Genomic DNA, 20,928 nt, shown 5'->3' on the forward strand with positions numbered 1-20,928 from the left:
CGCCAGGGCCGACCGCCCTGGCTGGCGGAGTTTTGCTCACATACGGCCGGATCAAAGCAACAAGGCCGCACGCTATGCTCGGCCGGGCACTCCCGCCCGATCCCCGACGGCCGAGTTGGGCATGTCAGAATACCGCGCCCGGATGGGTTCGTCAGGGCGCGGTATCATTGAAGGGAGCTTGCTCGCGTTCGGGACGTGGCGCCGGAGTTCTCAGCCATCACTCTCCCCGGTGGTGACTGAAATGGTGCACGAAAAGCCATAGCTACTTGGTCTCAAGGCGCCGGAGCATGAGATGAATCATTGCGATATGGATTAGAGCTTCGCTTGACTCCGGCTGCCGCTCATAGTCCTTGCTCAGTCGCCGATTCCGCCCCAGCCAGGCGAACGTCCGCTCAATGGTCTAATCGCAAATGACAAGTTCTGCCTGATCCGCCTCCTCCGGATGGCGTCGGAGTCCCGTCCTTCCCGCTGATCCCAGCGGGCTCTCGACATTGTCCCTATCCTCTGCCCGAGGCAGATCGCCTCGGGAGGGGATCATGAGACATCACTGGCGGGTCGTTCGTATTTAGCGGGCCCGGGGGATGGGTATGACGGGGGCGTTCAGGGGCAGGCACCAGGCCAGCCAGTAGACGAAGTCATGACCGCGCTTCTGGCAGGTCGCTGCCAGGCTCGTCAAACGCTCTCAGGCTCTCTTTCCCCGCTCGGTCTTGTTCCCGCACGACACCTTCCGGGCGATCACTCCAAGGTCCCGGAGCGAGCGCTCAGCCCCAGCGTCAAGGAATAGCCAGGCACTTCAATGGGGAAGTCTGGGAAACCCAGTGGAGATGGACGCCTGGTCCCTGACCGCGATCGGTTTTCCAGATTCCCCGCCTTACCCCCTTCAGACGCGTGGCCACCAACCCGGGCCCTCGTCGCGAGCCTCGGTCACCGCGCCACCACCGCGGGGGATGGACGTGAGGCGTTGGGGCTGCTCGAGAGCACGCCGTTCGACCTCGTGCTCCTCGACCTGATGATGCCCGAGATGAATGGCCACGAGGTCCTCGAACGCATGAAGGGGGCCTCTCGGCTCCGCGAGATCCCGGTCATCATGATCTCCGGGCTCGACGAGATTCAGGCCGTCGTCCGTTGCATCCAGCAAGGGGCCGAGGACTACCTGTCCAAACCCTATGAACGGTCACCCCTGCGGGACTGCCAATGAGTGCATTATTTTAAAATGTGCGCATGACGTTTCTGAGTTGCAATCGCGTTTCCGCGACACATTGCTTTGTTCGGTCCGCCTTCCGCCGGACCGCTCAAAGCAATGACGAAGATGAGGGACCGTGCCCACCGGATCTGACGCGACGAGTCGGGTTTGCGAATTCCCTGCGTAGACCACCATTCTCGTGGCTCGCCAAGCTCCGATCGCCGGCCTACGACAGAATTTCATCCTGACGATCGCCGACCTCTTTTTCCTCACTGACGTCGTCAAACGCCATCAGCGTCGCGGGCGGGATCGCGTCCTCCCGACTCGGTCGCCCCGCCTCAATGTCGAACCGATCCAGGGCCCGAAGCGTCAAGACCAGCGCGGCGACGGTATAGCAGAGGACGCTAACGAACCCAGCCGCGATCATTTCGACGCTCTCCCACGACCCTCTTCCTCGGACCCTGCCGAGGGAGAGGTCGCGGAAGTCGGCGAACGAGAACAGGGAGATCGCCTCGACCATCGGCGTTACTCCGACGGATTGCAGCCAATTCGAGGTCCACGACGGAATGCAACACATCAAGTACGCTCCGTTGACCAGGATCATGGTGCCGATCGTCGCGACCAGAGCGCGGGCCGACGTCTTGGACCGCAAAGAGTAGTAGGTGCCCAGGGCCACGGCAAACCAGAGGTAAACCATGGTCTCCAGCGCCACCGCCAAAACGCCGAGCGGATGGATCGATCCGGCCGCAAGCCCGATGAGCCAGTGGAGGACCAGCACTCCCACCAGCCATCGCTGGGCCCAGAGTGCCCCGACCATCTTGGCACGAATGATCTCCAGGCCGTCCAGCGGCGTTGCGACCAGGCTAATCCAGGTGTCTTCCTCGCGCTCGCTGGTCAGACCACTCGATGCCGAACTGGCAACCGCCATGGCCAAAAGGACGTACATCAAGGTGCAGACAACACGAAGGTACCCATTGAACTCGCGTCGAGCCGGGTCGCTGTGGAAAGGGCCATAGCCGTTCGCAGCCAGTTCCACGAACGCGGGTTTTCCGAAGTCGTAGGTCAAATAGCCAAGGCCACAGAGGACGGCAAACACGATCACGATGACGGCAATCTTCGTGACCAGATTGGTGCGCGAAACGTACCGTTCTTTCCACATCATCGCATCGTCACCGCACTCGGGCCGAGGCAACAACCGTCGACCGTGACGAAAAGCCGCAAACCGTGCCGTAAGACGTCCCTCTCCATCCCGCCGATTGATTCCTCGCAACCGCAATAAGGCGATTACGACGAACAGGATTCCATAGGCGGCCTGCAACCCCATCATCCAGCCAAAAAGATCGAGTATTGCGCTCGCATTCAAAGCGCCGCCCCGAGCAAACGCGAACGGACTTGTGGGCGCAATCCACTCGTTGATCGGCTTAATCCATTCGTAGAGCTGCACCCACCGAGGTCCGCCCATCGGCATCAAAATCTGAATGAAAGTCGGCCCGAACAACCAGCAAAATTCAAGCAAATAAACGAGAGAGATCGCTTCGCGTGGCCGACGCGCGTGCGTTGAGACGAGGATCGAAAGGGCGGCGAGGAAAAACGCGGTCGTCGCTGTCACGGCGAAGCTCAGCAAAACAAGATTCGGATCCACGCCGCCGAACAGGCTCAACAAGCTGGTGATCGGCAGGCCGATGGCCACGAACACTCCCAGGTGAAGCATTCGCGCCGCGAGCTTCCCGAGGATGATCTCTCCGCTCGAGAGCCGGCTCGCCAGCAGGTAGTGCAGCGTTTTCCGCTGCCGCTCCTCGGCGATCACCCCCGCCACCAGGGTCGGTGTCAACAACAGGACCGCGACCGACTGGACGATCAGGATCGTGAGGAACAGGGCCCAGCCGAGCCGAGCCATTTCCCGAATCGAAAGCTCGCCCGCAGTCCTCCGGAAGCCCCAGGCCCCATGGTCGGGATCGTTCCGCCAGATGAAATAGAGGAGAATCGCACCGTAGATGAAGCGCACGACAAAGTAGCGCGTCCGCCGCGCGGTGGTCAGCAGCTCGGCATTGAAGACAGGTCCGGGAAGCATGCACAGAATCCTGGCGGTCTGGTGTCGTCACGCCGCCCCTTTCCGAAGAGGGGTCAACGCCAGCATCGTGAGTCGAGCAACAGCAAATCGTCCTAGCCCCAGCCCCGGCTCTCGCCCCGTCCCCAACGGACCGGGATCCTCAACGAGCAAAGGCTCAGGCCGGTGGCGGGATTGGCCTCGAGTCGTCGAATTCGTATAACGGATGCAGCGCAGCGTCTGGTTTTGAATCCCAACAAGGTCGTGAGGAGGTGGTCGTTTGTCCTGGAAGGTCCCCCCAAGCCACGTGGTGATTTTCGGCAGGCCCGGGAGCGGCAAGAGTAGTCTGGCCGAACAACTGGGTGCTGACCATGGGTTCCAGTTGATCCGCACGGGGGAACTGCTCCGCAACGCGATCCGCAGAGGCGACTCGCTCGGAGTTCGCGCCGAACAGCTCATCAAAGGGGGCAATCTCGTCCCCGACTCCCTGATCAGCGAACTCCTCGAGCAAACCCTCAAGGCTCCCGGGACCGATCGACTCCTGTTCGACGGCTTCCCCCGGACCATGGGGCAAGTGCCGATCCTTGCCAAATTTGAACACGCTTTGAATTTTCGGATCGACTGTTATCTCGAGATCGCCGTGAGTCATCAGGCCGCGGTCAAGCGAATGACGGGCCGGCGAGTCTGCCCCGTCTGCGGATCGACCTACCACCTCGTCAACCAGCCGCCGCGAGTCCCCGAGCGTTGCGATCGCGACGGCGCGGCACTCGAGCAACGGCCCGACGATACGGCCGACGTCATCGAGGTGAGGCAGCAAATCTATAACAAGCATGGACTGCCGATCCTCGACTACTATCGGAATCATGCCCCGGACCAGTTCCGGAGTGTCAACGGCGAGCAGTCCTACGACGCAGTGTACGCTGAGACCTGCCGGGTGCTCGGGCTCGATGCGTCGGATTCCGAACCGGGTTGATGCCTGGGTCAGCCTCGGGGCGTCCCGAAGCCTGATCGGGTGGATTTGTGCCTGCCCGTCCCCAAAAGGACGGCAGGCTCAAGCCTAACCGACACGACTTCCATCCCCAACAACCCGGTCGGGGACCATCCTCAAAGGCCCAGGCAATCCGGCGAGTTCCTGCCTTCCAGAATGCGTCGGTTGACCGATCCACCTCCCCTCCTCCCGCGTCGCGATCATTCGACGGTGACACTCTTGGCCAGGTTACGCGGCTTGTCGATATCACAGCCGCGGAGCAAGGCCACCTGGTAGGCAAGGAGCTGGAGCGGAACGACCGCGAGCAACGGCTGAACGATCTCGGGAACGTCGGGGATCGGCAAGAAGATATCAGAGATGGATTCGAGCGACTCGTCCCCCTCGGTCCCGACCGCGATGATCGTGCCATGGCGGGCGCGGACTTCTTCGACGTTGCTCAAGGTCTTGGCGTGGAGCACGCCGCGAGGAGCGACGAACACGCAGGGCGTCTCGCGGTCGACCAAGGCGATCGGGCCGTGCTTCATCTCGGCCGTCGGATAACCCTCCGCGTGGATGTAGCTAATTTCCTTGAGCTTCAGGGCCCCTTCGAGCGCAACGGGGAAGTGCAAGTCCCGGCCGAGGTAAAGCACGCTCTTCGCGGGCGCAATCCGCTCGGCCGCCGCGCGGATCGCCGGCTCGGACTTGGCGAGGACGTCCCCAAGTGCCCGGGGGATCGACTCGATCGCCTCGATCGCGGCCAGGCCGTCGGTGAAGGAGAGGTGACGAAGCCGGCCCAGATGAATCGCCAACAGCGTGAGCACGGCGACCTGCGCGGTGAACGCCTTGGTGCTGGCCACCCCCACCTCCGGGCCGCAATGGAGGAAAATTCCGCCGGTCGCTTCGCGCGCAATCGTGCTCCCCACCGTATTCACGATCGCGAGCGTGGGGTGTCCTTGTCGTTTCGACTCCCGAAGCGCTCCGAGCGTATCGGCGGTCTCGCCCGACTGGCTGAGGACGAACACCAGCGTCCGATCGTCGAGCGGTGCGTTGCGGTAGCGGAACTCGCTGGCGTACTCGACCTCGACCGGGAGGTGGGCCAGCCGCTCGATCAGGTACTCGCCCACGAGCGCGGCGTGCCAGCTCGTTCCACAGGCGGCAAAGACAACCCGGCGCACCCGGCGGAGTTGCCGCGGCGTCATGTTCAAGCCGCCGAAGTGCGCGGTGGCCTCCGCGTGCCGGAGCCGGCCCCGACAAGCATCGTGGACCGTCTCGGGCTGCTCGTGAATCTCCTTGAGCATGTAGTGGGCGTGGCCGCCCAGCTCCACCGCATCGGGCTTCCAATCGATCCGGTCGATTCGTGGGGTGATCGACCCGCGTTCCCGATGACGGATCTCGAAGTCGTCGGGACCGAGCCGAACCACTTCGCCATCCTGGAGATAGGCGACCTTCGCCGTATGAGGCGCGATGGCCAAGGCATCGCTTGCCAGAAAGTGCTCGCCCTCTCCCAGTCCAATCACGAGGGGACTTCCCAACCGGGCCCCAATGACCTGGCCGGGGCAGCGAGCGCTGATGACCGCCAGACCGTAGGTCCCTTCCAGTTGGGGCAACGCGCGTTGGACCGCCTGGAACAGGCCGTCGCCGTCTCCAAGCTCGCGGGCGATCAGGTGGGCGATGACCTCGGTGTCGGTCTGACTGAGAAACGTAAATCCGTCGGCCGTGAGTTCGGCCCGCAGCGTGGCGTGGTTCTCGATCACCCCGTTGTGGACGACCGCCACCGCCCCTGCCCCTGCCCTCCCGCCCATGTGCGGATGCGCGTTCCGGTCGTTGGCGGGCCCGTGCGTGGCCCAACGCGTATGGCTGATCCCGCAACTCCCGGCCGCGGGCTCCTGATCGAGCGCCTCCTCAAGGGTGCGAACCCGGCCCGCGCGCTTGCGCACGACCACCCGCCCCTCGGAGACGATCGCAACCCCCGCGCTATCGTAGCCGCGGTATTCCAGACGACGCAAGCCGGCCACCAGGACCGGGCTGGCCTCGTGCACTCCTGTATAGCCGACGATCCCACACACAGTCACCTCCAGCGACAAGACGACCGGGAGCAATCCTAATGCCCGATCATAACGTATCGGCCCTTGGCGAGTCGCCGTCAGATTCTGGTGTGTGGTTTCGCGGCCCATGTCGGCTCGGATCGGCCACAAAACCACCAAATTCTCAACTCTCAATATTCTTCGTCGCTGATCAATTCCCCATCGGCACGGTTCCCGAGCGATTCAAAGACCTTCGCGCTGACTGAGTCCTTAACGAACCGAACCGAACCATCACCGAATGCACAATTGATGCCTCCGGAATGCCGGCTGCTAAAGCCACCGACGATCAGGCTCGGGTTGTCCTCAGCCGCGGCCCCGGCAGCTCCAGCCCCTGCTCCGGCGGTATCGGCACCTCCCGACGCGGCCCCATCCTCCAGGCCTGCCGGGGGAACCGGGAGCTTCGCCAGCCCTCGGTTCACGCCGTTGGGCGAAGTCCCCGTGTTCCGGAGCGTCGAGGAGGTGCCGGAGATCCACCCCAGATCGGTATTGCTCAAGAGCTTTTCGCTCAAGAAAATCGTTTGAGAGCTACCGTCGGGAATGTCCTCATAGCGTACGCTGCTGTTCAGGTAGAAAACCCCGTTGTTGTTGGCAGCAATCGGCGCCTCCACACCATTGTGACAGGCGACATAATTGTTCGGCGCCGCTGCATTCGTTAACGCCCCCCCTCTGGCCCCTCCGTCCGAGGGACAGAGGAACGAGCGGACCGTGATCGACCGTACGGTGAGATTGGTTGCATCATAGGCACCCGTCTTGAAGTCGATATGCTTGAACAGGCTTTTCTGTTCGATGAACGGCAGGATCTGCACGGTCCAACTGATATGATAGCCCTTGGCAACATTCTGGATCGGTCCGGTGGGGTTGACGACCCCCGGCGGAAGGACCTCGAACGCGGATTCGTAGTTCTGTAGCGCAATGCTGAGCTGCATCAGGTTGTTGACGCATTGCGACCGTCGGGCGGCCTCGCGTGCCGCCTGGATGGCCGGTAGCAGCAAGGCGATCAACACCGCGATGATCGCGATCACCACGAGCAGTTCGATCAGCGTGAAACCCCGATGATTACGAGTCGGTCGGCGCATCGTCTCTCTCCAGCCTCGGGAAGGGGTCGTTCGATCAAGGAACGCTGTCGCGAACGGTGGCCGACTGCGTCCGGAATGGCGATCGTTTCCAAATCCATTTCAGTCAGAGTTCAGGGTTTCGAGGAGTCGATCAGGTCTCCGTCGGCGCGGTGGCCCAGACTCTGATAACCTCGTCGATCGATGGTCTCGCTGAGGAACCGGACCGAGCCGTCGCAAAAAGCAAAGTTCGCGCCTCGCGAATGCAGACTCCCGAACCCTCCGACCAGATACGGGTTCGTCGGATCCGGTAACTTGTCCGAGTCGATGATCTTCGTACCGTCGCTCCACGATCTGGGGCTCGACTTCGCGTAAAGCAGGTCGCCGGAATTGATCGGGCTGCCGGTATTTCGGAGCGTGGCGCGCGTGCCCGAGGCCCAGCCGAGGTCGAAACCGTTTCGAAGCTTCTCGCCGAGCATCAGGGTCGTGGAAAGGCCATCCTCAATGTCTTCATAGCGGATCCGGCTGTTGAGAAAGAGGACACCGTGATTCGCAACGTCGATCGGCATCTCAACCTCGTGGTGACATCCCGCGTAGCTGTTTTCCGAAATGCCATCGTTGCGTTTGAGGGGTCCGGGATCGGACGGACAGAGGAGCGTTGTGACTTGGACCGCGCGCATACCACTGTTGTTCGGCTCGTAAATTCCTAGCCGGTCGGCTCCGCGGCCCGCGATGCTGGCTTGCTCCATGAACGGAAGCAACGGCACAACCCAACTGTGGTGATAGCCGACCGGTTCGTTCCTGATCGGCCCGTTGAGGTTGACAACCCCCGGCGGAAAGACCTCATGGGTGTTGTGGTGGTTATGCATCGCCAGGCTCAGTTGCTTCAAGTTATTGACACATCGGGTCCGTCTGGCCAGCTCTCGCCCCCCCACGATCGCGGGGAGCAGCAAAGCGATCATGCCGCCGATGAGGCAGATGACGACCAGCACTTCGACCATGGTGTAACCACGAGGATTGCCAACATGTCGACTCATGGCATTTCACTCGTCGATCCCGGCTTGATCACGACCGTCAACGCTTTACGGAGTCGGACGCGTGCGGTTGCGTCGTGGGGATAGTCGGCCTGGACCCGCACCCGACGCTGGCCCGACTCCTCCTTGGGGGCCTCCACCGCGATCGTCACCCGCCCGGAATCACGGCCTCCCAGGTCGGTCGGCGAAACCTCCCAGGTTTCTCCTTGATATTCACCTTTGGACTCAGCCAGTCGCGCCACAGCGCGTTCCAGGCCCGATTCGACCAACCAATCGGCCTGGAGCCTGCGCTCCTCCGCGCGGATCCGCTGCCGCTCGGCCAGCCCAATCCGCAGTAAGACTCCGCAGATCATGGTGATCGCGACCAGACAGACCAGTACGAAGACCGTGATGGACCCCCGACGCAACGGGCTCCGCCGGACTCGAGCCTCAGACGACTTCGATCCCTGCGCTCGGCTGACCGATCTCATCGTGCACTCCCCTGCGTGTCGGCGAATCGAAGGTCCTTGCCCAAGAGGGCCTCAGAGCCGGGGTCGGACGATCGCGTTCCCTCTCGGGCCGTTTCCAGGTTCCATTGCAGGAGCACAAACAACGCCTTCTCGTCCTGGCGAAATTGAAACCGAGGAAGCGCTCGCGAGGGAAGCCGATAGGCCTCGTGACTGAAAACTTGGCCGCCTTTGTCGTGCTCGTCACGCACGATCCGCCCTTTATGGACGCGATACTCGATCACATGGCCATCGGGACGATCCAGCTCAAGATGGTCCGAAGGGGTCGGATCCTCGAGGCCCGGCTTCGAGCGAGACGCCGACCGGACATCGACGCGGAATTGGCGGGCGAGCCGGTCGCGACTGGACGCCTCGGCCAGATGAGCACGACCCGCGCGATCCAACTTCATGAGCCCGTGCATCAGGACGACGCAAACCCCGAAGATGATCACCAGCGCACTCATCACAAGCATCAATTCGACGATCACATACCCAGGCCGTCGCTTCCGCCTCATCGTTGCCTCCCGCCTCGGTAAGTCCAGGCGCTCAGCCGCACGGGCGCCTCCCAGCCACCGGCGCGGTTGCGCCAGCGAAGTCGTAAGGAGAGCCGCTTGGAACCACCCGACTCCGTCTTCTCGTCCGCGGTCACGCTCAACTCCGCGCCCGGCAAGGTTCGCGCGGCCGGCTCAGAGAGCTTGATCTCCTTCAAGGCCACCGCGGTCAATTCGTCCCAGGGGCGGGCGGTCAGTCGTTCCATGAGGTTGGCCGACTCGCGGATCGCACACTGACGACGGTCCACCGACCGACGCTCGGCGGCGACCCAACCCAGAACTTGCAACGTCACCGTCATCGCGATCACCAAGAGCAACGACGTGATCGCGACCTCCACCATCGTGAATGCCCTGCGGCCGGTAAACGCCCTGGCGCGACCTAAGATCATCACATCAACCTCTCTATGATCACGATCAGCGGAGCAAAATAGGCCACCGCCAACAAGGCGACCAACAGGCCGAGCGCGAGCAGAACAATCGGGGTCAGCAGTTGCAGCACGAGTTGAAGACGATAGGCCAGGCGGCGTTCGCCACTCAGCGCCGTCTCTCGGAGCGCCCAAGGGAGGTTTCCCGCCCGCCGCGCCGACTCCAACACCGACGCATCGGGCTTGAGGAGCAGGCCGTGATGCGTCAGCGAATCCACCCAGTCGGTGCCGTGATTGACGTCCTGAATGACGCGTCCCAGACGTTCTCGGACCCATTTCGAGGGATACCAGCCCATGAAGAGCTCGAGCCCGCGCGTGATCGGGTAACCGGCCTCAACGACCCAGGCGAGCGACCGGAGAATCAGGGCGGAGTGCTTGCGGACCAGGAACCGGTCGACCAGCGGAACCTTGAGTCGCGACCAGCCGGTGAAACTCAACAACAGCACCAGCAACACCGCCGTCTCAAACAGCAGGAGGAGCGCGTAGAGCCCCCCAAAGTGCCCGAGGACCTGGCCCGACTGGATGACGATCTGAGTCGGCCACGGCGGAGTCACCCCAAAATCGTAGAGAATCGCCTCGAGCTTGGGCACGATGAAGTAACAGAGAAACCCGCTCACGATCTGGATCACGTAGAAAACATACAAGAAATAACCGATTCGTCCCGCGATCGCGTTCCAGACTGGCTTGACCTCGAACCGGGTCGCCCCCGCCTCGCGCAAGGCCCCGGCCAGGTTCCCGACCACGCTCCCGACCCGCGCCAGGATTTCGCTCTCGATCGGCAAGGTGCCGGGCACACGATCGAGCGCTTCGGGGAGCGGAACCCCTGCCTTCAGGTAATGCGCCAGGGCCCGAACCTTGCGCTGATACCCTCCCGTGAACTGGTCGGAGACGGCATCCAAGGCGGGCGCCAGCGGCATCTCACGTTCCGCGGCGACGGCGATGATTGCCACCAATGCGTCCTGCTGCGTCGATCGCCGCCGGGACACGATGGTCACCAGGGCGATGAACGCCGCCACGATCGCGATCAGGCTGCCGACCAAGAGCGGGGCGACCAGGGTCAGGAGCCAACAGACCAAGGCACTGTAGAAAACCGCGCTGAGCAGATGCCGCATCCCCATCCGCCAGCGCCCGGCCTTGCCGTCGAACGGCAAATCCTGCTTGGGCGGAAGCTCGTCGATCAAGGTGTTGGAACTCACCTGGTTCTCCACAAGCGAACGGAACCGACTTTACGGTCCTTAGCCTGACAAGCGATTGATCAACGAGATCAACGGAAAGAAGATGGCCACGACCACGACCACGATGCCGCAGAGGATCGACCAGATCGCCAGGATGCCACAGACGGTACTGACGAACGAAGCCTGACTCCGCGCCTGGGCTTCGAACATCTCGCCGGCCATGTGGAGCGCCTCGGGCATTCCACGGTGCTTCTCGGCCCAATCGATGATCCGCGCAAACCCGTGTGGAAAGAGCGACGGTCGAGTCAGGGCCAGCGCCAGCGATCGACCTTCCGCAATCTCTTGCGCCGCCTGTTTCGTTCCTGATGCGATCTCGCTGTTGCGCACCGCCGCCCCCGCCATCGGCAACGCCTCACGCAAGGGGACCTCGCTCTCCAGGAGCAGTGCGAGCAGATGAGAGAACTCGGCGAGATCGCTGAGATGCCAGACCGGACCGATCAACGGGATGACCCAGGCCAGGCTCCGTCGGACGTCGGTTCGAAGCACGAGCGACGCGATCACGCCGAGCACGGCCAGCCCGATCAGACCTTGCAAGAGCGGTAGCCAGGCCCGGTCGACGGCCTTGGCGACCTGAAAGACGATCCCGGTCAGGACGGGAATCGGCATGCCGAAATCTTGGAAGATTCGCGAGAAGCCGGTGACCAACACGACACAGACGAACACGAAGACGACGACCGCCAACGCGATCGTAAACGTCGGGTAGGCGAGCCGCAACCAGAGCGAACGTCTCAGGTCCGATCCAATGTTGGCATAACCCGCGAATCGACCGAGCACATCGCCCAGCTTTCCCGACCGCGTCCCAGCGACCACAAGGCCCCGCAGGTGGGGCGGGAGCCGATCTCCTTGCCGCTCGATCGCCGTCTCAAGCGAGGCACCCGACTCGAGTTGATCGGCCAGGCGGTTGAGCACCGCGCGAAGCCGGCGACTCGGGATCTCTTCTGCGAGGGCACGCACCCCTGAGGCCAGCGGCATCCCGGCCGACGTCAGGCTGGCAATGTGGCCGGTCAGTTGAGCGACATCATCGCTCGACAAGCGACCATGCGACCCGTTGGTTTCCTCTGATGGTTTCGTCATAACGATGGTCTCGCGGCCGCGTCAACGGCCACCAGCTTGGTCTCCCCCATGATCCGATAGGGATGTCTTCCCAATCGCAGACGTATGGAACCTGCCGGACCGAACCGCCAAAATCATCCGAAAACCGCGCTCCCGCCCGATCAGTTGACGGGCACGGCCAGGCCGCGGAGCAACGCCGCCATCGGCACAAAAAACGTCAGGGCATAGAGCAAAGTCGCCGAGAGCCCGATGGTCAGCAGCATCACCGTCGGCAGAAAGACCTTGAGTTTCTCGGCCTGATACAAGGCGCGTTTGCGATAGATGGCTGCAATCAGACCGAGCGACTCGGCGAGGCGGCCCTGCCCTTGTCCCGAGCTCAAAATCCAGCGCAGCAACGGCGGAATTCCGCGGGCTTCGCCCGCCAAGACCCGGAGGTCACCCCGTTCCACGGCGGCCGCCACCTCGCGTCCCGCGGCCAGAAGTCGGGGATCTCCCGAGGCCTCCGAGGCGAGTCGGACCGCCTGATGATAGGGAACTCCATGCGCGATCAAGATCGAGAGCAGTTGAGCGAAGTTGGCCGCCTCGGCATTGGCGATCATCGTCCGCATCCAGGGAAACCAACGCAGAGGGGAGCGCGCCCCGCTCGAGGGAAAAGCCGATGCTCTCCCCGTCCAGACCCACCCGACCGCCAGACCGACGAGCACCAACGGCAAGATCGGCCCCCAGTATAGGGCCGTTGCGCCGACCGCCCCAAGCGCCTGCACACTCCACGGAACGGCGACTTCCAACGACTCGAAGGCATCCAAGAATCGGGGCACCATCTGGGTGACCATCAAGACAAAGAGGGTGTAGGCCACGCCCAGGACGATCATCGGATACCAGAACGCCAATCCGATGGTCCGACGCGCATCGCTATAGCTGCGGACAAAGCCGGCCAGACTTTCCAGGGCCGCTGGCAACCGACCCGCCCGGATCCCCGCCTCGACCACGGCCCGATAGATGGGAGGAAACCCTTCTCGCTCCGCCGCCAGCGCTTCCGATAACCCTTCCCCCTGATCCATCCGGGCTGATAACCGGAGCATGGCCGCGCTCAAGCCTCCTGACAGGTCGCGACCCACGTCGCGCAAACCGCGCTCCAATGGCAGGCCCGCTCGAGTCAGTGCGGCCATCTCGTCATTCAACGCGATCAGATGGCCAAGCGAGATCGTTCTCCCCCCCGGCAGCTCGCTCGCCGATTCCGCCATCACAACCTCATTTCAGAGCTATGACATTTGTGAAAGACCATTTCACCACAACTGTAAGAGGCCGTCAAGTGGGCCCCTCGCGAGAATCGTCCGGCGCGTGCCAAAGCGTTGGCAGGTGGCCAGGCCGTGGGATACGATGATGGGGTCGGGACATGGAGGCGGGCTAGCCCGGGGGGACAGCCAACCCGGAGCGAGCGACGACATCCTATTTGCGGGGACGGGAAACGATGCGGATGCGGACCGCAATGGCCATGGCCGCGGTGCTGGCACTGGGGGCCGGCGGCGACGATCAGCCTACCTCAACTCCACCAAGTCCAGTGGGCCCGGCCGACTACAAGCTGGTGATCGCCATGTACGGCGTCGCCAAAGAGCCGATCAGCACGACCGAACTGGTGGTCCACAAGGGACGGGCCTTCCTTTTCAATCCTGGCCCTCCGTTGGAGGTGATGATCCATGACCCCAGCGCGGGGCGTCTGGAAATGATCGATCTCAAGCGGAAGATCCGATCGGAAATCTCCCTCAAAAAACTCGATGAGTACACGAACAAGCTGCACGACGCGATCGCGGCCGCGTCGACCAAGCGCGAGGCGCAAGGGGGCAAGGGGAACCAGATCGCGGCCGCGATGAGCCGCGACTTGATCGATCCCCGTTTCTCGACGTCGTACGACCCCGCGGCCCACCGGCTCCGGCTGACCAGCCCCACAATCGAGGTGGAGGGTGATGGCGTGCCCGAACCCGACGAGGCCCGCCTGGCGTCGATCCACGCCACGTTAGTGGCACTGGCCAAGATGGACGCGGTGCGCGATCCGCGGGACCTTCCCCCATTCCCGAGGCTCGAAGCGCTCCGCGCTTTGGTCGTCGATCATCGGCTCCGGCCGACCGAGCTGACCTTCATCTACCGATTGGCCGGAGCGCCTCAAAAGCTCCGCTGGACGTTTCGGCTGGAACCCGCGCTGACGAACCGCGAGCGCGAAGCCATCGCGACCGTCGAGGCGATCCATGAACTCTGCCGATACGCCCGATTCAACCGCTATGGCCCGACCACGCGGAATGTACCGAAATGAGCACACGGACAGTCTGTTCGCGCGAAGATTCGATTAACTGTTGGCCGGTAGGTCGCGGCGCAGGAAGCCCACGAAGCCCAGGACGATACCCGCAAGACCGATCGCGCCGAGAACCGTCGCGTTGAATGCCAGGTCGCGGCCGGTGACGGCCGCCGAGACAGGGTCGTAGGCCTTGAAGATCGACCCATTTCCCAGCCACTTCCAGCCTTCGAGCACGGGCACATTCGCGATCACGAGCATGACGAAGCTGGTCAGGGTCAGCACCGACCCGATCAGGTTCGGTCGCCAGCGAACGCTATCGATCGCCGAGAAGAGTAGCGTGTATCCGTAGACCGCCAACCCCAGCGCCGCGAGATTCAACGCGGGGCGGGTGAGAATCAGCAGCGTCGGCGGGGTCTCCACCCGATAAAAACGGCCCGCGAGCAGGTTCCCCATCACCATCGCGAAGCAAAGGAGAACGATCCCTGAAACCCCGACCAGAACCTGGGAAGCGAGGTAAGAGAATCGCGAGACGGGGCGAGACAAGGTCATATCCAGCGTCCCCCGCTCAATCTCCAGGGCCACGGCGGCCGACCCTCGAGCGATCGCCCAGAGTAAGACGTTGATGAGGATAAAGGGATGATTCCACCAGGCCACCTCGAACGCCACCGAGGCCAGTTCGCGAACCGGGCCTTCGACGCTCCGGAACGCGAGCCCGCGCAGCCCGTGCGAGCCCCCCATCGATTTACGCACCCGGGCCTCGGTCAAAGACGTGATCACAACCGTCAGCCAGCTCAAGGCGAAGAGGGCCGTGGCCGTGAGGCCGAGCAACCAGCGAGACTCGGCGAGATGCTTGCGGACCAGGGCCAAGAACGGGGTCATCGCGTCGGGACCTCCGAATCGGCGGGCACGGGGCTGTGATATTGCTCGTAGAGACTGCGAAGGTCGTCGGTGCCGATGGCGACATCCTCGATCGGACTGCGGCTCAGCCAACTCAGAAGAGTGCCGATCCTGCCGCGATGTTCCAGGAGGCAGGTGGAACCGTTTCGCTCCCGCACCGTCAACTCGAGTTCATCGGGAAAGCTGGGGGCAACGCCCTCGGCGAACCGGAGCAAGACCATCCGAAGCGAACGACGCTCGTGCATATCCTCAAGGTGAAGGAGCCGGCCCTCGCGCATGATCGCGACACGGTCGGAGACCTCCTCGACCTCGGAGAGCACGTGGCCCGAAAAGACCACGGTCTGTTTCTGCACGTCACGGGCCTGACGGACCAGGTCGAGGACCTCGGCGCGGGCCGACGGATCGAGGGCGGAGGTGGGCTCGTCGAGGATCAGGATCTCGACCGGGTCCGAGAACGCTTGCGCCAGCGCCAACTTCTGCTTCATCCCGGTGGAATACGTGCGGACTTTGCGTCTCAGGTCGAGCCTCATGACCCGCTCGGCAAGTGCTACGGCACGATCGAGCGCGTCACCGCCCCGGAGGTCGGAGAGGTATCGGAGCATCCCCAGGCCGGACATCGACCCGAACATCCGCAACTCGCCCGGAAGGTAGGTGACCAGGCGGCGGACCTCGAGGCTGTCGGACCAGCAGTGATGCCCGCCCACGGTCGCCCAGCCGGAGCTCGGCTTGAGGAGCCCCAGCAGGAGCCGGATCGTCGTTGTCTTGCCCGACCCGTTTGGCCCCAAGAGTCCGAAGACTTCACCGCGACGAACCGTCATCGACAAATCGGCCAGCGCCGTGACGGCGCCATAACGCTTGGTCAATCCTTCGGTCACGATCATCCGACTCACACCCCCGGCCCGAACAGTGCTCGTACGCCACGGCCGCGACCCAGTTTAGCGAGGATCGGCCCGAGGGGAAGGAGAGGAGTTCCATGAAGTGGCGTTCGGCAACAACACCGCACTCACGAACGGTCACGTGGCTCGCCGCCGAGGCAAAGGACGAACGAGGAAGAGGCGATCCCCCAGGCGTTGCCAGTCTCAAGCCGTCGACTTATCGGCGCTTTGATCGCCGCACGGACCGGTGGATCGCCCCGAGCAGCGGGTCGGTACCGTTCGAGGTTTGAGGCATTCCCGGTGACAGGCCCAGAACCTGACTGTTTGAAAAACCGGGCTGCGCGGCGGGCATCGCTTGTGACAAGCCCGCTGGCCCGAATCCCGCCTGAGAAGTCCCACCCATCGGGTAAGAACCGTAGCCGCCATAGCCGGCGCCGCCGTATCCCGCGCCGTAGCCGTAGCCCCCGTAGCCCGAACCTGAGCCACTGACAAAGCTGGAACCACCGATCGGCTGATAACCAAACTGTGCCGACCAGCCACCTGGCACCACGCCTTGCGCCTGGGCCGACGTGCCAATCGCACCGAGGAGGGCAAACGCGGCGAGACTCGTCTTCAGGCCGAACATAGACCCATCCTTCTCACACTGGACCGATCGCCAGGAGTTCAAGGGGCGAAGGGTGACGATTCCCTCCCCCGTTGCATTGCCATTATCTCGATCAGGGCGACGAAAAGGAAGAGCGTGGCGTGGGCCATCCGACGCTCGAAGAAAAACCGCGGGAGGTGAGCATTCACGCCAAGCAGGCAAAACCGGGTCAGATTAACGTGAGACGAGGAGCGTCCGCGCTCCCTGCTGCTTCGATTTTTCGATAGCCGAGACTCTGGAGCACTTCGAGGACCTCGCTCCAGGTCGGGAACATTCGGCCACTCCGCTTCTTGTATTCCTGCATGGCCTGCATGAATTCGGATTCCAGGCTTGGTGTTTGGCAGTGATCCAAGACCGGCGCGACGGCCAGAGCAGGAATGGCGGTGCGGGTCGACTTGGAGACGCGGGCCGCCGGAACTCGCCTGGGATTCCGAGGAGGGGAGCCCAGCTCAGTGGCTTGGGAAGTCGAAACGCTGGCGGCCGGTTTCTTGGCTGTCGCGAGCCGAGCCACGTGAAAGCTCCTGCGTGGGGTTGCCCTGGCCAGGCGCGTTCGCCCGAATCGACCACGGCAGAGTCAACCGGTCCCGAGACTCCATCCTCCCCAAAGTCCATTCCATGCGTCGCGTTCCTGATAAGAACAGCTTAGAATGGATTTTTAAATTGACCTGTAGACCGGAACAATTTCACCAACTTTTCTCACTCGCCCCGTTTCCGACCCGCGGCCGAGCCTAAAAACTCGCAGAGGCGGCATTTTTGGGCAATCGCTCAGCGTGAGCGTCTAATTCATGCATCCGATAGGCAGGGCCCCGACCCAGCCAAGACCGAGCACATGGACCGACTCGATCGGGCGATCGCGGTCGGCCAGGGCTTCCCACTCCTGCTCGGTCCAGATGTGGAGCCGGCAAAGCATCGGACCGGCCGTGACCTGGAGGGACTCGAGAGTCGCGGGAGCGTCGGGACAAGTCGAACTCGATTTGTCACGCGGCAGATTTTGACGACGGACGAGCCTCATACTCTCTCCTTGAGTCAATTGGGGATCCCGGCGGTCCGACCGCAATCCGATCGACGCGAGCGAACGATTCCGGTTCAATGACGGCGTATCCTGTTCCGCCGACGGGGAAGATTCCAATGCGGAAAACCCTGAGGCCAGCCTAGGTCAGGAACAAACAGGCGCCAAATCTCATGGTTCTTTTTTTGCGAGCGTTCGAGGTCCGAACCACCGACGGCATTGAGGATCGCGATCAGGATTCGGCGCCGGATTCGACCCCGTCCGGAATCGTGCCGCCCCGAAGCGGATCAGACCTGCGACCGCCTCGTTGACAAGGTTCCCAGTAGAGGGGAACACGGGGCAAAAACGCGCACTATAACTCTTTTATGACTTGAAAGTTGACCCGACGGAGGCTCAAATACGAGGATTGAAAGCGTCGTAATACCGGCATACTCATGGAACGCTCCCGTCGTTCCAAGCGCTCGCCCATCCGACCGGTTCTGAAGGAACCGGAGCAAGTGATCGACAAATCGCGGTTTCAAGACGTGCGGTTGACATCCCTGAGGAGGGAGCCCCTGGTCTCAGGGGACGTCCTTGACAGAGTGATAGGGGGACGTAGAAGATACTTATGACAAACCAGGCTGACTCTCGGTTGAGGCAGCTCATCCAAGTGGCGCGTCATTCGTGGCCGGCAACTTTGGTTTGGGCCACCCCCCCTTCTGTCTTGCGAGATCTTCCCCAACGGCGCGCTACGGTTCGATCCGAGTTAGACATTATGCAGGAAGCCGCACGTCCCTTCTCGCTCCAGCAGGCCGCCGTCTTTCTCGCCGTTCTGATTGTGTCGATACTGTCTCCCTTCGTCGATGCTCAGATACGGCTCTGCGTTCTGCTCTTGGCGGTCACTTTTAACACGTGGTACGGCGGCCTCCGGCAAGGGACGATGGCCGCGGTCTTCTCGGCGATCGTCGTTTTTGCCAATTCCTTGGCGATGAACCATTCGATCCGGATCGAACCGATGCACGGGATCCGGCTCGGCGTCTTCCTCCTGAGCTGCTACTTTCTGACGCGGTTCGCCTTGTCCCACCGGCTCGCCGAAGCGTTGCGGAGCCGCAATGAAGAATGGAACCGGAAGCTGCTGGAAACGGCCCGCGAAGGTTTCTGGGTCTTCGACAACGACTGGCGCACCACCTACGTCAACAACCGGTTGGCCGAGATGCTCGGTTATGCGCAGCGCGAACTCCTCGGCGAGGATTTTCGTGAGTTCCTCGTCGACGGGTTTCGGATTCGATCGGCCCAGGACCTCACCCGCCGCGACCACGAACACAGCGACCAGCAGGACCTGCGATTCCGCCGGAGCGACGGCTCACGGCTCTGGGCGACCGTCACCACCAGCCCGGTGACCAACGATCGCGGCGAGGTGGTCGGACTGCTCGCGGTCGTCGAAGAAGTGACCGAACGCAAGCGATTGGAACGCGACCTCGACAAGGCCTTGCGCGCGCTTCAGATCAGCGAAGCACGCCATGGTCGCCTGGTCGAGTCGAATATCATCGGGATCATCACCGCCGACCTCTCCGGCGATGTGCTTGAAGCCAACGACGCCTTCTTGAGGATGGTCGGCTACACCCGGGAAGATCTCAACCTCGGCCAGGTGCGCTGGTCCGACATGACCCCTCCCGAATTCATGGAACTCGACCAGCAGGCCACCAACGAGCTCTGGGCCTCGGGGGCCTGCGTTCCCTATGAGAAGCAGTTCACCCGGAAGGACGGCGAGCTTGTCCCGGTCCTGATCGGCGCCGCGGCACTCGAACGCTATCCCAAGACCTGGATCGGCTTCGCGCTCGATCTGACGGAGCGAAAGCGGTCCGAGGCCGCCTTGCAGGAGGCGAAGGAGGCCGCCGAATCCGCCAGCCGGGCCAAGGACCAGTTCCTCGCGATGCTCAGCCACGAGTTGCGGACCCCCTTGACGCCGGTTCTGCTCATGGCCACCGCAATGCTCGAGGAACCGGACACCCCCGCCGAGATCCGCACGATGCTCGAGCTCACGCGGCGGAACGTCCAACTCGAAGCCCGGTTGATCGACGACCTGCTCGACATCACCCGCATCAGCCGAGGCAAGCTCGACCTCAACCGCGAAAACGTCAACGCGCACGCACTGATCCAGCAGGCCCTGGAAATTTGCCGCGACGATATCCGCGCCAACGAACTCCAGCTCAGTCTGGAACTCGCCGCCGGCGAACACCACGTCGACGGCGACCCCGCTCGGCTCCAGCAAGTCTTCTGGAACCTGATCAAAAACGCGGTCAAGTTCACGCCGCGCGGGGGCAGCCTGTCCATTCGTTCGTTCCATGCCGACCCGTTTCCGAACGCCACCGCGGCGCGGTTCGTCGTCGAGGTCAGCGATACCGGCATCGGCATCGAGCCGCATACCTTGCCGAAGATTTTCGACGCATTCGAGCAAGGCGATTCCGCGACCCGGCGGAGGTTCGGCGGCCTCGGACTCGGGCTGGCGATCAGTCGATCGGTCGTCACGGCCCACGGCGGCCGGCTCTCGGCCTACAGCGCGGGTAAGGACCAGGGAGCCAACTTCACGCTCGAGCTCGCCACCGTCCCCGCCCTCGCCCCCGTGGCGCAAGCCCCCACGCCTTCCTTGAGGACAAGCTCGACGCACCGCCCGTTGAAGATCCTCTTGGTCGAGGACAACAAGGAGACCCTCCGCTACCTCTCCTGGATCCTGGCGCAACACCAGCACAAGGTCTACACGGCCGATTGCATGTGGGGGGCGCTCGAAGTCGCGCAGGAAGATACCTTCGACCTGGTCATCAGCGACATTGAACTACCCGACGGCAGCGGACTTGAACTGATGCAACGCCTGGGTGGCGGCCTCGAGTTCCCCGGCATCGCGCTCAGCGGGTTCGGCTCCGACGACGATGTCCAGATGAGCAAGGCCGCGGGCTTCTCCGAACACCTGACCAAGCCGGTCGATTTCCTCAAGCTCGAGGAGACGATCTATAGCGTGACCTCAGCCCTCCCCCACAAAGAGCTCGCTCGTTAGGTTTATCCCGTTTACGTAAACCGCATCAAGTCATAGAGCTGCAATATTTTTCCCTTTGCCATTCCCA

The 20,928-nt window shown here is 62.8% G+C and carries 19 protein-coding genes and 1 pseudogene; 4 read left to right on the forward strand and 16 right to left on the reverse strand.

The window, feature by feature from the left end:
• Nucleotides 1–262 precede the first annotated feature (262 nt).
• Nucleotides 263–397, reverse strand: a pseudogene (locus tag BUS42_RS11350) (transposase); the annotation flags it as partial.
• Nucleotides 398–796: 399 nt separating this feature from the next.
• On the opposite strand from BUS42_RS11350, the gene BUS42_RS45995 reads away from it, so the two are divergent.
• The gene (locus BUS42_RS45995) at nucleotides 797–1,198 is read left to right on the forward strand and encodes a response regulator (RefSeq protein ID WP_074307010.1); all 402 of its coding nucleotides are present in this window, start codon (nucleotides 797–799) and stop codon (nucleotides 1,196–1,198) included.
• 211 nt (nucleotides 1,199–1,409) lie between these two features.
• Here BUS42_RS45995 and BUS42_RS11360 read toward each other — a convergent pair whose 3' ends face one another.
• Nucleotides 1,410–3,254 (reverse strand): ABC transporter permease, encoded by a 1,845-nt coding sequence (locus BUS42_RS11360; RefSeq protein ID WP_074307011.1) that lies wholly within the window; start codon nucleotides 3,252–3,254, stop codon nucleotides 1,410–1,412.
• Between the two features lie 256 nt (nucleotides 3,255–3,510).
• Here BUS42_RS11360 and BUS42_RS11365 point away from each other — a divergent pair, with 256 nt between their 5' ends.
• Nucleotides 3,511–4,203, forward strand: a complete 693-nt coding sequence (locus BUS42_RS11365) for an adenylate kinase family protein (RefSeq protein ID WP_074307012.1) — start codon at nucleotides 3,511–3,513, stop codon at nucleotides 4,201–4,203.
• Between the two features lie 215 nt (nucleotides 4,204–4,418).
• Here BUS42_RS11365 and glmS read toward each other — a convergent pair whose 3' ends face one another.
• From glmS to BUS42_RS11410, 9 genes are all read right to left on the reverse strand, one after another.
• A complete protein-coding gene (glmS, locus tag BUS42_RS11370; RefSeq protein WP_074310969.1) occupies nucleotides 4,419–6,263 on the reverse strand; it encodes a glutamine--fructose-6-phosphate transaminase (isomerizing) in 1,845 nt (614 codons plus the stop codon).
• Between the two features lie 149 nt (nucleotides 6,264–6,412).
• Nucleotides 6,413–7,357: a DUF1559 domain-containing protein gene (locus BUS42_RS11375; protein WP_074307013.1), complete on the reverse strand. Its 945-nt coding sequence runs from the start codon at nucleotides 7,355–7,357 to the stop codon at nucleotides 6,413–6,415.
• A 110-nt stretch (nucleotides 7,358–7,467) separates the two neighbouring features.
• On the reverse strand, nucleotides 7,468–8,370 hold the full coding sequence (locus BUS42_RS11380) for a DUF1559 domain-containing protein (protein ID WP_074307014.1): 903 nt from the start codon (nucleotides 8,368–8,370) through the stop codon (nucleotides 7,468–7,470).
• Nucleotides 8,367–8,837, reverse strand: coding sequence for a hypothetical protein (locus BUS42_RS11385; RefSeq protein ID WP_074307015.1), 471 nt, complete (start codon nucleotides 8,835–8,837; stop codon nucleotides 8,367–8,369). The genes BUS42_RS11380 and BUS42_RS11385 overlap by 4 nt, the downstream gene beginning before the upstream one ends.
• The gene (locus BUS42_RS11390; RefSeq protein ID WP_254053445.1) at nucleotides 8,834–9,367 is read right to left on the reverse strand and encodes a hypothetical protein; all 534 of its coding nucleotides are present in this window, start codon (nucleotides 9,365–9,367) and stop codon (nucleotides 8,834–8,836) included. The genes BUS42_RS11385 and BUS42_RS11390 overlap by 4 nt, the downstream gene beginning before the upstream one ends.
• Nucleotides 9,364–9,792 carry a type IV pilus modification PilV family protein gene (locus BUS42_RS11395; RefSeq protein WP_074307016.1) on the reverse strand — a complete coding sequence of 143 codons (429 nt, stop codon included), beginning with the start codon at nucleotides 9,790–9,792 and terminating at the stop codon, nucleotides 9,364–9,366. Before BUS42_RS11395 ends, BUS42_RS11390 begins: the two co-directional genes overlap by 4 nt.
• On the reverse strand, nucleotides 9,792–11,024 hold the full coding sequence (locus BUS42_RS11400) for a type II secretion system F family protein (RefSeq protein ID WP_074307017.1): 1,233 nt from the start codon (nucleotides 11,022–11,024) through the stop codon (nucleotides 9,792–9,794). Before BUS42_RS11400 ends, BUS42_RS11395 begins: the two co-directional genes overlap by 1 nt.
• Before the next feature lie 39 nt (nucleotides 11,025–11,063).
• Entirely contained in the window at nucleotides 11,064–12,137 is a 1,074-nt protein-coding gene (locus BUS42_RS11405) for a type II secretion system F family protein (protein ID WP_074307018.1), read from the reverse strand.
• Nucleotides 12,138–12,277: 140 nt separating this feature from the next.
• Complete coding sequence (locus tag BUS42_RS11410; protein ID WP_074307019.1) at nucleotides 12,278–13,360, reverse strand: type II secretion system F family protein; 1,083 nt, start codon at nucleotides 13,358–13,360, stop codon at nucleotides 12,278–12,280.
• Between the two features lie 233 nt (nucleotides 13,361–13,593).
• Here BUS42_RS11410 and BUS42_RS11415 point away from each other — a divergent pair, with 233 nt between their 5' ends.
• Complete coding sequence (locus tag BUS42_RS11415) at nucleotides 13,594–14,424, forward strand: hypothetical protein (protein WP_254053446.1); 831 nt, start codon at nucleotides 13,594–13,596, stop codon at nucleotides 14,422–14,424.
• Between the two features lie 33 nt (nucleotides 14,425–14,457).
• Here the strand turns inward: BUS42_RS11415 and BUS42_RS11420 are convergent, their stop codons facing one another.
• From BUS42_RS11420 to BUS42_RS11440, 5 genes are all read right to left on the reverse strand, one after another.
• Complete coding sequence (locus tag BUS42_RS11420; protein ID WP_074307021.1) at nucleotides 14,458–15,285, reverse strand: ABC-2 transporter permease; 828 nt, start codon at nucleotides 15,283–15,285, stop codon at nucleotides 14,458–14,460.
• Nucleotides 15,282–16,184 (reverse strand): ABC transporter ATP-binding protein, encoded by a 903-nt coding sequence (locus BUS42_RS11425; protein WP_074307022.1) that lies wholly within the window; start codon nucleotides 16,182–16,184, stop codon nucleotides 15,282–15,284. Before BUS42_RS11425 ends, BUS42_RS11420 begins: the two co-directional genes overlap by 4 nt.
• A 211-nt stretch (nucleotides 16,185–16,395) precedes the next feature.
• Complete coding sequence (locus BUS42_RS11430) at nucleotides 16,396–16,803, reverse strand: hypothetical protein (RefSeq protein WP_074307023.1); 408 nt, start codon at nucleotides 16,801–16,803, stop codon at nucleotides 16,396–16,398.
• A gap of 187 nt (nucleotides 16,804–16,990) precedes the next feature.
• Entirely contained in the window at nucleotides 16,991–17,332 is a 342-nt protein-coding gene (locus BUS42_RS11435; protein WP_074307024.1) for a hypothetical protein, read from the reverse strand.
• Between the two features lie 267 nt (nucleotides 17,333–17,599).
• The gene (locus BUS42_RS11440) at nucleotides 17,600–17,833 is read right to left on the reverse strand and encodes a hypothetical protein (protein ID WP_143206295.1); all 234 of its coding nucleotides are present in this window, start codon (nucleotides 17,831–17,833) and stop codon (nucleotides 17,600–17,602) included.
• Between the two features lie 751 nt (nucleotides 17,834–18,584).
• Between BUS42_RS11440 and BUS42_RS11445 the strand changes: the two genes are divergently transcribed.
• On the forward strand, nucleotides 18,585–20,861 hold the full coding sequence (locus BUS42_RS11445; RefSeq protein WP_074307026.1) for a hybrid sensor histidine kinase/response regulator: 2,277 nt from the start codon (nucleotides 18,585–18,587) through the stop codon (nucleotides 20,859–20,861).
• The last annotated feature ends 67 nt before the right edge of the window (nucleotides 20,862–20,928 follow it).

Origin of the sequence: Singulisphaera sp. GP187 (genome assembly GCF_900129635.1) — a bacterium.
Taxonomy (GTDB): domain Bacteria; phylum Planctomycetota; class Planctomycetia; order Isosphaerales; family Isosphaeraceae; genus Singulisphaera.